12 protein-coding genes are annotated in these 12,544 nt (G+C 44.2%); 1 reads left to right on the top strand and 11 read right to left on the bottom strand.

Annotation, left to right across the window (positions count from 1 at the left end):
• Positions 1-320: 320 nt before the first annotated feature.
• The 8 genes from holA to pepA form a co-directional block, all read right to left on the bottom strand.
• On the bottom strand, positions 321-1,316 hold the full coding sequence (gene holA / locus H7198_RS01160) for a DNA polymerase III subunit delta (RefSeq protein WP_274457976.1): 996 nt from the start codon (positions 1,314-1,316) through the stop codon (positions 321-323).
• Positions 1,285-3,603, bottom strand: a complete 2,319-nt coding sequence (locus tag H7198_RS01155) for a DNA internalization-related competence protein ComEC/Rec2 (RefSeq protein ID WP_274457975.1) — start codon at positions 3,601-3,603, stop codon at positions 1,285-1,287. Before H7198_RS01155 ends, holA begins: the two co-directional genes overlap by 32 nt.
• Positions 3,600-4,268 carry a helix-hairpin-helix domain-containing protein gene (locus tag H7198_RS01150; protein WP_274457974.1) on the bottom strand — a complete coding sequence of 223 codons (669 nt, stop codon included), beginning with the start codon at positions 4,266-4,268 and terminating at the stop codon, positions 3,600-3,602. Before H7198_RS01150 ends, H7198_RS01155 begins: the two co-directional genes overlap by 4 nt.
• A gap of 76 nt (positions 4,269-4,344) precedes the next feature.
• Positions 4,345-4,821 (bottom strand): pantetheine-phosphate adenylyltransferase, encoded by a 477-nt coding sequence (coaD, locus tag H7198_RS01145; RefSeq protein WP_274457973.1) that lies wholly within the window; start codon positions 4,819-4,821, stop codon positions 4,345-4,347.
• Between the two features lie 12 nt (positions 4,822-4,833).
• Positions 4,834-5,388 carry a 16S rRNA (guanine(966)-N(2))-methyltransferase RsmD gene (gene rsmD, locus H7198_RS01140; RefSeq protein ID WP_274457972.1) on the bottom strand — a complete coding sequence of 185 codons (555 nt, stop codon included), beginning with the start codon at positions 5,386-5,388 and terminating at the stop codon, positions 4,834-4,836.
• Positions 5,389-5,772, bottom strand: a complete 384-nt coding sequence (locus H7198_RS01135; RefSeq protein WP_345945862.1) for a YlbG family protein — start codon at positions 5,770-5,772, stop codon at positions 5,389-5,391.
• Positions 5,772-6,956, bottom strand: coding sequence for an FtsW/RodA/SpoVE family cell cycle protein (locus tag H7198_RS01130; RefSeq protein WP_274457971.1), 1,185 nt, complete (start codon positions 6,954-6,956; stop codon positions 5,772-5,774). The genes H7198_RS01135 and H7198_RS01130 overlap by 1 nt, the downstream gene beginning before the upstream one ends.
• Positions 6,956-8,029: a glutamyl aminopeptidase gene (gene pepA / locus H7198_RS01125; RefSeq protein ID WP_274457970.1), complete on the bottom strand. Its 1,074-nt coding sequence runs from the start codon at positions 8,027-8,029 to the stop codon at positions 6,956-6,958. Before pepA ends, H7198_RS01130 begins: the two co-directional genes overlap by 1 nt.
• Before the next feature lie 278 nt (positions 8,030-8,307).
• Between pepA and H7198_RS01120 the strand changes: the two genes are divergently transcribed.
• On the top strand, positions 8,308-9,618 hold the full coding sequence (locus H7198_RS01120) for an NCS2 family permease (protein ID WP_274457969.1): 1,311 nt from the start codon (positions 8,308-8,310) through the stop codon (positions 9,616-9,618).
• 89 nt (positions 9,619-9,707) lie between these two features.
• On the opposite strand, the gene H7198_RS01115 is transcribed toward H7198_RS01120, so the two are convergent.
• From H7198_RS01115 to recN, 3 genes are all read right to left on the bottom strand, one after another.
• Positions 9,708-10,151, bottom strand: a complete 444-nt coding sequence (locus tag H7198_RS01115) for a hypothetical protein (RefSeq protein WP_274457968.1) — start codon at positions 10,149-10,151, stop codon at positions 9,708-9,710.
• A gap of 137 nt (positions 10,152-10,288) precedes the next feature.
• Positions 10,289-10,591, bottom strand: a complete 303-nt coding sequence (locus H7198_RS01110) for a hypothetical protein (protein ID WP_274457967.1) — start codon at positions 10,589-10,591, stop codon at positions 10,289-10,291.
• A gap of 236 nt (positions 10,592-10,827) precedes the next feature.
• Complete coding sequence (recN, locus tag H7198_RS01105) at positions 10,828-12,525, bottom strand: DNA repair protein RecN (protein WP_274457966.1); 1,698 nt, start codon at positions 12,523-12,525, stop codon at positions 10,828-10,830.
• Positions 12,526-12,544 lie beyond the last annotated feature (19 nt).

The following is a 12,544-nucleotide window of genomic DNA, read 5'->3' as shown; positions in this document are numbered from 1 at the left end:
TGACCTTATCGGTCATCCAAGGCTTTTTACTTATAAAACATTATGACTCTTCAGAATAACAGCCAAATGAACTCTGCCATTCTGTTATACTAATCATGAAAAAGGAGTTGAACACATGCTCAACTCCCGGCGATGCCGCAGATGCGGAGGTGGCCTTTAGTTCAAAAAAGAACCGTCAGCCGGTCAAAGCTTTTTAGCGGTTCTTTTTATTATCTTTAATATGTCTTTCGACATACTCTAGCAGATGGATAATCATATCCACTGCCAAATTAAATAAAAGAAAAATCGACTAGTATTTTAACGAGCCGATTTTTTATTAACTAAAAATTCACCATAAAGCTTTCAAACAAGAAGAGCGGATCCACCTGCTTGGACTTCATCTGAATTTCCATATCTAAGATTTTCAAGAAGCCTTCACGCACCTTCCCCAAGGGATATTGACGCAAAGATTGACGGGCCAGTTTCACTCGGAATGGGTGAATACCCAAGGCCTTCCCCGCCTCGGCATCACTTCCCTGCATGGAAGCCACCTGTAGTAAGAGTCGGAACTGCCCTAGTAATAGTGCATTCAAACGCAGTGGCGCTTCACCATTCTTAACTAAATCATGATAGGTCCGGATAGCTGCTTCCTGCTTGCCCTTGAGTACCAGGTCGGCCAAATCAAAGGCCTGGGCCGTTGATTCCTTGATGACCAAATCGTCTACGGCCTGGGCTGTGATTTTCTTACTATCCGCGGCATAAGCTAAGAGCTTTGGCAATTCCTGCAGCATCTTGCTGTAAGACGCTTGCACTCGAAGCATTAGCTCCTGCTCAGCAGCTGGTTCAATCTGGAATCCACGCTGATTAAGCAACTGATGCAAGGCTTGTCCTACTTGACGCTCATTCAAACGGACCAAATCTAACTTCTCAGCTTTTGAAGTAATCGCCTTCGTAACTTTTTTACGCTTATCCAACTTCATGTCAGCCGCAAAAACCACCAGTAAGTTGCCAGGCACAGGGTTATCAATCAAAGACAATAGCGCCTTTTCCTGCCCGTCTGTTAACTTTCCACTAGCAGTCATAAAAGTCGGATTCGTCAACATCACAACCCGGTGATCACCAAAGAATGGTGGTGCCGTTAAGTCCGCAATGGCGTCATCCAAACCAACCGCACCAAAGTCATAGGAAGCGAAGTTCATTTCCTGATCTTCTTCAGGAATAATCGAGGTAAAGAGTCGCTTTGCCTTTTGAAGTAAGGCAGTTTCATCCCCTGTCACAAGGTACAAGTCAGGGAGAGCCTGATGTTCAATTTGTACTTTTAAGTCCTGCAGGGTCATGTAATGTCACCTCAAAATGTCCATGATTCTTTTGATATACATATCTTAGCATACCCTGACTTTGCGTATTATAAACAATCATTTTCTCTTTTTCTGCCACTTCCAAAGTTTCCTTATGTGGATGCCCATAGCGGGAGTTTCGACCAGCCGATACAATCCCTACTTTAGGCTGCCAACTCGCAAAGACCTGTTCATCCGTCGATGTTTTCGACCCGTGATGGCCAAACTTCACTATCTGAGGAGAAAAGTCTGGATACTTGGCTAGAATCTTTTTCTCCCCTTCCTTGTCCAAATCGCCCGCTGTATAAATGTTCTTTCCACCTAAGCGACCAATCCATGCTAAAGAATCATCATTACCAGCTAACCCGGCTTCAAAGGGATAAACAATTTGAAGCGGGCAGTTGGTAATCCAAGTCTGGTTCGTTGCCTCGATCACCTTTGCCCCTCTCAAATAAGGTCTGATTTTCTTTTGATATGCCGGAAGTGAAGCCATCCCCGCCGGCATCACAACCTTATCCACGCGAAAATTTTCCAAAATAATCCGAGCATCTCCAATATGGTCTTGGTCTTGATGCGAAAGGGCTAAAGTATTGATTCTCGAAATTCCATGAGCATGTAAATATGGCAGAATCACGTTTCTAGCCAGTCCCTCCTGCTTCTTTAAAGTCCATTGGCTTCTTTCAGAAGGACTCTCTGCCAATCGCTGCAGCTGATAGGATTTTTGCGGCCCAAAGCTGACCTTTCCACCCGTATCAATTAGGGTCACTGAACGCATTCTGGGTTCTATTATCACCGCAGCATCCCCCTGCCCAATATCAAACGTCGTCCACTCACCATCCCGTGGAAAACGAATAAGCAAGTAGTTGGTTACCAAGAAAGACAACGCACAAACAGTCAGAATCGCTTTGCCACGTTTCCTAACGGCCAACGATAGAAAGGGTACTATCAACAAGAAAAAAAGTGTTGGCCAAAATAAGGCTCCAAGGACAATCTGACCGGGTAGCTTGCCAAGCAACGCAACAGTTCCATCAAAGATCAGAAGAATCACATTGGCTACTGTAGCCATTCCTGGAATGAAATAGCCTAATAATGTAACTGGTAAAATAACCGTTGAAAAAACCGGGACAGCTAAAAGATTAGCCAGAGTCTGCCAAATATTCCATGCATATTGTTGGGCCAAGATAATTGGAAAAGTCACGGTAGATAAATACACGCCCCTTTTCCAATAAGTCATTTTCCCAACCTGTAAAATCGCAAAAGTCAACGCAAAGGATAAGCGACCACCCATAGTCAGTAAAACTTGCGGATATATAATTAATGACGCTAAGAGTGACCCTGACCAAACGGTTATTCCTGGCAAGGGATGTAAAAGGTTTCTAGCGATAATTCGCAGTTCTCCTGCAACTAAAGCTCGAAAAAGGACAGCCGGTGCCCCCGTAAATAGATAAAAAACAGGCAAGAAAAGAACAATTAACCCGTCTGAAATCTCCCGAGTAATTCGTATTTTTCTACCCAGATACTGTATGAAAGTCAGAAAAAATGAAACGTGCAAGCCAGACAGAGCAAATAGATGAATCAGTCCTAACTCAGCAATTTGGGGATTATGTTCGTAAAGCTGGCTCTTTTTACTACCCAAAAGCAAAGACAAGCAATAGTCCCGTAGCGGATTAGGTAAACGACTAGCATACATTTCAGCGCTCTTATGCAACTGATGAATTTTAAAAGAAAAAGTCTGCCAGATATTCTTTGGCTTCGCACGTTTGGTACGCAACGTCTGAAAAGATAACTGGTGGGTAATATTTTGACTGCGCCAAAACTGTTGAAAATCAAATTGGTACTCATTAGTAGCTGGTAAAATCCGTTCTTTTTCAGCAACCCCTTCAATATCAAGAGTGTCCCGTGCATTATCAAAAAGCGTCACTTCTTCTTGATTCTGACAACGATAAAAGAAGAGTAGCTTCTGTCCCTTTTCATCAACTCCACTTCCGTGAACGATACCCTCCTCATTTACCTTAACTTGGTCTGGTTGAACGATGAGACGAACAGTCATTTGCCCCACTTCCTGATTAGCCTGTTGGTTTAATCGATTACTTCCTAACAATCCATAAGCACTGAATGCCAAAATTAAGGACCAAAAATAGAATAAGTTACGATTCCATCCTAATGAGAAAGAACAAATCAAAATTAACACGACTAAAAATAAAGTGAAACTGTTTGGCCGATAAAAAGCGGATGCAATAGCGCCCCAACTAATGGCCAACAGGAAGGGAAAACGAACCCTTCTCATAGTTGAACTTGATCCTTTAACTGGTCAAAGCGCTTGGGCCCAATGCCAGGAATTTCCTTCAATTCATCAACCGATTTAAATGGATGCTGCTCTCGATAGGCAATAATCTGTTCCGCCTTTTTAGGCCCAATCCCTGTTAAACTTTCTAACTCCTTTTGACTCGCCTGGTTTAAATGGATTTTACCAGTCGTAACATCTGTACCTGCTTCGCCAACGTTGCCACTAGACGGCATCCCTGGTAGACTTCCAGCATTCTTTACTTCTGGTACTTCTTCCTCGCCCACCTTCAAGACATAAATGAACATGCCATCTGCAAGTAACTGAGCCCGATTCAATTGATTAACATCCGCTTCATCAGTGACACCACCAGCCTTTGCCAAAGCATCTTCAATTCGATCCCCCACCTTTAATTGATATAGTCCTGGCTTTCGCACTGCCCCCTTCACATCAACCTTTAAAGTCGTTGCAACATGCTCACCTTTTCTTACAGACGAATACTGGCTAAGCACCGGCAAGGCTTTCACGGGCTCCTCCTTTTTATGAATACTTAACACCAGGATAAGCGTCGCCAGTAAAGCTAATAGGCCGAGGCTCCCCGAAAGCACCCACTTCCAATGACTTTTCAACCATCTGAGAATCTCTTCAAAGTTTATACTTTCAAACATCTTTCACCCTCCTTAATGACATATCACGAAAGGCAGAGAAAAAAAGCTTCCGAAATCGGAAGCTTTTTAACTAATTTTATTCAAAATGACTTTGTAAAGCTTCGACCACAACGGGCGGTACGAAAGCTGCTAAGCGATTGGAAGAAAGTTTCGAAATTTCCTTCACCATCGATGATGAAATATTCTGGTTCTCTGGTTTTGCAAAGAGCAAGACCGTTTCAACATTATCCAAAACAGAGTTCACACCGGCAATATCACGTTCATACTCAAAATCCTTACAGTTACGTAAGCCTCGAATAATATATTGAGCGCCAATCTGTTCCATATAGTCAACAGTTAAGCCATCAATTTGGCCAACCGTAACATTGGGAATGTGGGCAACGGCTGCTTTAGCTAATGCTAAGCGTTCTTCAGGAAGAAACAGTCCCTTCTTATTCGTGTTTTTACCGACGGCTACGACAACTTCGTCAAAGAGGCTGGCCGCACGTTCAATAATATCTAAGTGACCATTGGTTAATGGATCAAAGGACCCTGGAAAAACGGCCTTCTTCATTCTTACTACTCCTTAGGCTTCGTATCGGTAGATTGAGACCCGGGTAATCCCGTAGTCCTTCTGCTTCAACAAAGCAAGTTCTTGATTCGCTTCTGGTAGGTCTGCCACTTGGTCCGATTCAATCATCACAATGGCGCCATCAACTAATAACCCAGAAGAAATCATTTTATCAATATCTTGCTTTAACTTTTCCTTAGCATAGGGTGGATCCAGCAAGACCATATCAAAAGTCAAGCCCTGACCAGCCAACCGTGTCAACGCTGACGCAGCAGGCGCTTTCAACACGGTGAAGGCATCTTCGGCGTGTGTCTTCTCAATGTTCTTTTGAATAACTGCTAAAGCGGCCGGCTGCTTATCAACTAGAACCGCTTCATCCATTCCCCGTGAAATCGCTTCAATCGCTAATCCACCAGTACCAGCATACAAATCCAGCACACGTCCGCCATCCAAATATGGCATCAACATTGAAAAGATTGCTTCTTTCACCTTATCAGTGGTTGGTCGCGTTGCACGACCTTTAACGGCTTCCAAATGCAAGCCACCAAACTTTCCAGCAATGACTCGCATTTACTTTTCCTCCACCTTTATTTGCTCAGGCTGACTTTTTTCAGTATTCTTTGGTGATTCTGAGACAGTAGCCGGTTTTTCCGTTTCTTGCACAGTCTTTTCCTCATCTTGGCCCTTATCATATGCCTCAAAGAAGACATCGTCATGCAAGTCACCTAAATCAGGATCAATATCAGGACGTGGTGATTCCTTAACTGTCTTAACAAAACGGTACTTCTTTAATTTCGATGTCAATTCTTCAACATCGTCATCATTTACATACAAAGCAACATAATTCATCTTATTAGAAATATAGGCAATGTCACCAAACTTTTTTAATTGGCCAACTTGCTTGAGTCCACGCATATAAACGTAGATGGCTCGTCGTTTTTGCATTTCAAACATTAGTGTTTTAATTCCCTTCGTGCCGCATCATCTTGAGGACTTGGCCGAGTTGGTTGAACGTTCTGTGCCGCGATGTTTAGGGCATAGCCCACCGCAGCAGAAAAGAAGACAAAGGATGATCCCCCACCTGAAATAAATGGGAAGACGACCCCCGTAATTGGGAGCAAGCCCAATACACCACCCAAGTTAACAAAGGACTGCATCGTGAGTAGACCAGCTAGTCCATATAGGAAGAGTCGGTTGTACTGGGACTTTTGGCGAATACCAAGTACGACCAAACGGCCAATCAACAGCATCATTAAGCCAAGCACAACAACAACCAAAACGGCCCCAAGCTCTTCTGTGGCAACCGCCATAATGAAATCGGTATTTGATTCAGGTAGGTAAGGTTTAATCAATGAATTCCCCAAACCGACCCCGAATAATCCACCGTGCGAAATCGCATAGTAAGAGTATAGTAGCTGTCGGCTCTGGTCCATATTATACCAAGGATCAACGAAGTTTGATAAACGACGAACGGCATAAGATGACGATTCCTTCAGGTCTAGGGCCGAAATAATCTGAGGCAAAAAGGCCAACATCAGGAAAAAGATAACAACCAAAATCAAGTTTGCTTTTGGTTTCACACCAGAAGCCAAAACCATCAGTATCAAAACAGAAACCGTAATGAACAAATTCCCCAAATCAGGCATGATCAAAGTCAAAACTAAGATAGCAATCGGCCAGAGTAACTTAGCGGGGCGACCGGGCTGTACCCAGGTTCGGACAAACCCGCCAAGCCCCTTTCCGGGTTTCCAAGGATACACCGTAAACCAGTGGGCAAAGTAGAGAATCAACATAATCTTCGCCAACTCGACTGGTTGCAAAGTCACTTGTCCTAAATTAATCCAACCATGAGCACCGTTGACAGCAGGCGCTAAACGAGCGATTACCATTAAAATAGTTGTTCCAAAAAGCAGGATGTTTAACAGGGCTGGCGAGCGCAAAGCATTACGATTAATTTTAAAGGTCATAAAGGCCGCTGCCCAACCAACAATAACGAAAATAGCCTGCTTGGCAAAGGACATCACCGGTGCCAAATAGGCATTCTGAGTGGCCGAAAAGACCATGACGATTCCGAGTAAGGACAGCACGGCAAAGGGCACGGCTATCCAATAATCGAGTCGCTGTAATTTCTTAAACATCAGTTCCCCACAATATCATCAAGAGCTGAACGATCTAAGTTCTTAGCTAAAGCAACAATTAATTCACGGGCTGCATCGAAGTCAGGAATTGACCAGACCGTTTCGTGTGTATGGATATAGCGAGAAGCAACACCCAAAGCAACGGCAGGCAATCCCTGTCCGTACTTTTGAACACCACCTGCATCCGTCCCACCCTTTGAAACAAAGTACTGGTAAGGAATATGATTATCTTCTGCCGTCTGCAAAATAAATTCCTTCAAACGTGGTGAAGTAACCACAGTTGGATCAAAGACACGAATCAAGGTTCCTTGGTCCATAATTCCCTGACGTCCAACCGTTTGATCAACATCGTTGGCTGCAGATGAATCAACCGCAAAGAATACATCAGGCTTCATTTGCTGTACGGCAGGCAAAGCACCACGTAGGCCAACTTCCTCTTGCGTGTTCGCTCCCATAATCAAAGTGTTAGGAGTTTGAACGCCTTGCAAATCATTCAAGGCTGAAACAATGGCCGATACACCAAAACGATTGTCATAGGCCTTTGACAAACCACGGTTTGGGTTAGCCATGCGGACCGTCTTTGTTTCAGGAACGATGAAGTCCCCTGGACGAACGCCCATGGCTTCTGCCTGTTCTTTCGATTCAAATCCGGCATCAAAAAGAATGTCATCAATCGTCAATGCTTGGGCAGCACCACCCTTACCTCGCAAGAGGTGGGGCGCAATGGATGAAGAAACAACAGGATACTTACCTTCCTTAGTAAACAAAGTAAAGCGGTGAGCTGGTACCGTCATTGGATTCCACCCACCAAGGGCGACTACTTGAAGAGCACCGGTTGGTAGGATACCGGCAACCATGAAGCCAACTTCGTCTAGATGGGCTGCAAACATAACACGGGGCGCATCGACAGCCCCCTCCTTCACTCCAAAAAGACCACCCATACCATTTTCTTCTACTCGGTCAACTAAGGGGCTAATGTCCTCTCGAAAAGCCTTTCGAACAGCATCTTCCTGTCCGGAGGTTCCCTGCAATTCTGTATATTTAACAAGACGTTCCCAAGTTGTTTGATCCATTATTCTGCCCCCTCTAAAAAAGTTTACGATACCCAATTATATCTCAATCTCAAACAGGCTGCCAAAGTCCTTTTAAAAGAAATCAAAAAGTCAATGTCCGCCTATCAAAAGAAATATCTGGCTATCGCACAAATCAGAAAGATAAAAAGCAAACATTTATTTGATTTTTATGTAATCGTTCGTTTTTTACTTCTGTTTTTTTCATTTTTATTCAGCTATCCACATTTATTACTGGTAAACTATTCAGGTAGTCTTTTTTACTTATTGAGGAGTTATACATGTCTAAAATTGCATCTTACTTCCAGTTTAAAGAACTGGGCACTTCATTTAAGAAAGAGAGCATCGCGGGTATCACTACCTTCGTGGCGATGTCTTACATTCTTTTCTTGAACCCAAACGTTCTTGCCGCTGCTGGCATGGACAAGGGGGCGGTCTTCACCGCTTCCGCTTTAGCTGCTGCAACGGCTACCCTTTTCATGGGAATTGTTGCAAAATATCCAATCGCGATTGGCCCTGGCCTTGGCGTAAACGCCTACTTTGCCTACTCGGTTGTCATTGGGATGAAAGTTCCTTGGCAAACGGCCATCGCGGGTATCTTGGTTGCTGCCTTGATCTTCTTGGCGCTAACTCTGACACACATTCGTGAAAAAATCATCGATGCCATTCCATACAACTTACGTGTGGCTATCGCCGCTGGTATCGGCCTGTTCATTGCCTTCATTGGTTTGCACAACGCCGGATTAATTATTGCTAACTCAGAAACAATGGTCGCAATGGGTACTCTAACAAAGGGAACCACTCTTTTGGCCATCTTCGGTATCGCGTTGACTTTGATTTTAATTGTTAAGAAAGTCCCAGCCGCCATCTTCTTCGGAATGGTTGGAACAGCCGTTGTTGGTTTGATCTTTAAGCAAATTCCAATGCCAACCTCTATTATCTCTGCTGCACCATCTTTGAAGCCAACCTTTGGTCAAGCTTGGATGCACTTGGGCGACATCAACACCTTTGAAATGTTGATTGTTTCTTTGACTTTCTTGATCGTTGTTTTCTTCGATACAGCCGGTACTTTGATTGGTTTGACTGAACAAGCTGGTTTGCTTGATGAAAACGGTAAGATGCCACGTGCCGGTAAGGCCTTGATGGCCGACGCCGTGGGTATGACTGTTGGTGCAACCCTTGGTACATCCCCAACATCTGCTTTCGTTGAATCATCATCAGGTATCGCTGTTGGTGGTCGTTCAGGTTTCGCCTCAGTTATTACAGCTGGCCTCTTCATTTTGGCTCTCTTCTTCTCACCATTGCTAACGGTTGTTACCTCACAGGTAACGGCACCTGCCTTGATTGTGGTTGGAATCATGATGGCCGGTAACTTGAAGAAGATTAAGTGGGAAGACATGGCCATTGCGGCACCTGCCTTCTTGATTGTGATTGGAATGCCTTTGACATACTCAATCTCTGATGGAATTGCTCTTGGTTTCATCGCCTACCCTGTTACGATGATTGCCGCAAAGCGCGGTAAGGAAGTCAACTTCTTGATGTACAGCCTGGCTGTCATCTTCGTTGCCTTCCTCTTCTATACACATAGCTAAAAATTATCCAAATTAAAAGTCCTTTCCTAACGGAAAGGACTTTTTTGTATTAAAAAAGCACTGAATCAGTCAGTGCCTTCAATCACTTATTACTTATTCGTAAAGTCAACCTTGTCGCCGTCAATCTTTACCGTAAAGCTCTTCTTATCGCTGCTCAATGAACCAGTGTAAGAATCCTTACCAAGGTTCAAGGTGATGTCATCACCAGAAATCTTATATGATCCAGACGTTGTTTTCGTATCTGAACTTGAGCTTGAACCACCGAACAAACTAGTTACCGCACTGGCATATGAGTCAGATGAATCTGTCTTCAAAGTAACATCACTGCCCTTAAAGGTTGCTTTGTAAGTCACGTTTGTCCACTTATCCGTTGCTGAATAAGTACCTGAAATGTGCGTGTTATGGTAGTGGTAACCAAAGATTCCAAGCAAAACAACGATTGCGATAATAATCCACTTCTTATTTTGCTTAGCCCAGTTCTTCCAATTATTTGGAGCATCTGGCGTATTTTGTACGTTTTGTTCGTTTTCCATCATTTTCCTTCTCTCTACTCTCTCAATAAACAACTTTATAATGATACAAAATAATCAAAACAATAACAAGTTTTACGATATCAATACAAAAATAACAAAACAAAAAAAAGTCCCGCTAATAGCAGAACTTTTACTAATTAGTATTTTTTAAACCAAACTTTCGCATTATCGATATCTAGCCAAAAGTGTTCTTGGTCTTTATCCATCTGTCCATAATAGGTTTGCCCATCAATTGTAAGGGATAGCTGCCGATTATGAATGGTATACGTACCGTCATCCCAAGCGTCAGTACCATCTAAATTGCTGACAAGACTTTCACCATGAAAAACGACTGACGAATTGTTCGTCCCCTCATAGGCTCCGTGCAAACGAGATGATTGGTAACAAATTGTCACAAATAAAAGTACCGCAATGGTGTAAGCAAAGAAGCACTGCAGCATTCTTTTCTTTTTATAACGTATTATTTTTTCGATTAATTCGCGTAATCGATTGAGCATCATGGGAATACCTTCTCATCTACTTCCTGGTGTTCAATAAATCGGTTTATTTAAATAATCATTTTAACATGATACGTAATATTACAAACATATACAAGTGTCACATATCTACGATAACAGTGATGTGAACTAAAAACGACCCTTAGAATTCACTAAGGGTCGTTTTTGATTTATGATCATTACTTGTTATTTCCGGCCTTAGCCCGTAGATCCTTAGCATTGGCGAGAGCAACATCGGTAATTTCATCACCGGAAAGCATCATGGCCACTGCACGGTCACGGTCAGCCTCTTTCAAATCGGTCACATGGGTCACCGTACGGTCACCGACCGTCGACTTTTCAATTAAGAAGTGGTGGTCAGCTGCTGCGGCCACCTGTGGTAGGTGAGTAATGGCCAGTACCTGGGTTTGAACCGAAATGGCTCGCATCTTAGAGGCGATGGCTGAACCAACTCGTCCCGAAACTCCGGTATCGATTTCATCAAAGACAACCGTTGACAGTCCCTGTTGCGAAATGAAAATCGTCTTTAAAGCCAACATCAATCGCGAAGCTTCTCCACCCGAAGCAGCCTTTTCCAAAGGCTTGACGCCTTCCCCCTTGTTGGTCTGAACGTTAAAGGTTACGCGGTCAGATCCACTAGGTAAGAATCCTTCAACCGGTTCGAAATGAACTTCGAAGAAGGCTTCCTTCATTAGCAGGTCGTGCAGTTCCTGATTAACGGCTTCTTCCAGCTTCTTGGCCACCTTCTGACGGCGCTCGCGCAGGGTGATGGCTGCAACGTCCATCTTTTCCTTCAAGGCTGCTTTTTCGGCCGTTAGCTGGTCGATATCGAGTGAGCCACCATCCAATGCGGATAGGTCCGCTTCGACTTTTTGCTGGAAGGCCAAAATCTCATCCACCGTATCGCCGTACTTGCGCTTCAACTGGTGGATAACTTGCAATCGATCGTCAATTTTCACCAGGGCTTCTTCGTCAAAAGTCAAGTTCGCCACCGACTCATCCAAGTCCCGCCCGGCGTCCTGGGCGGCGTAGTAGGCTTCTGAAATTGACTGAGATAAATTCTCGTAATCTTTATCAAAGGATGCGGCTGTCTCCAAGGCAGCGTTCGCAGCCGCTAGCAAATCAATGGCCCCGCCTTCCAAACCAGGATTCAAAGCCTGCTGAGCTTGATCAAGAGAATCAGCAATCTTCTTGTGGTTGGCCAACTTCGCCCGTTCTTCGAGTAACTCGTCCTCTTCACCCGGTTGCAAATTAGCCGTCTTCAACTCTTCGGCCTGGAATGTCAGCAAGTCTAAACGCTGGTTTAAATCATGGGCCTGGTTCTTTACCTGGTTCAAGCGTTGAGCCAAGTCACGATAGCGAGTAAAGACTTTATCGTACTCAATCTTGGCCTGCTTCAAAGAAGCATCAGCAAAGTCATCTAGGAGAGCCAAGTGAGAATCAGGGTTTAAGAGCAAAGAGGTATCGTGCTGACCTTGAATTTCAACCAAGCGCGCGCCCAGGGAGGCAAGTGTTTTCAGGGGCACAATCATCCCATTGATACGGGATACGGAGCGGCCCTTCTGGTTAAACTCACGGTAAATGGCAACCTGGTTATCGGAAACATCAATCCCTGCTTCTTCGAAGGCCGCCTTCAACTCCTCGTTTCGAGATTCTGGCTTGGCATCTAACGTGAAAAGGGCCTGCAAAACGGCCTTATCAGCACCGTTTCGAATCATTTCGGTACTGGCACGGCCACCAGTTAACATGGCCAGAGCATCGATAATAATTGACTTACCAGCCCCCGTTTCCCCGGTTAAAACCGTCAAGCGGTCGTCAAAAGACAGTTCGACCTGATCGATGATGGCAAAATTTTCAATGACAAGTTGTTCAAGCATCCCCTGCCTCCAAACAAAA

It is taken from the genome of Fructobacillus sp. CRL 2054 (assembly GCF_028764065.1).
Taxonomy (GTDB): Bacteria; Bacillota; Bacilli; order Lactobacillales; family Lactobacillaceae; genus Fructobacillus.
This window is presented reverse-complemented; position numbering and strand designations above follow the sequence as displayed.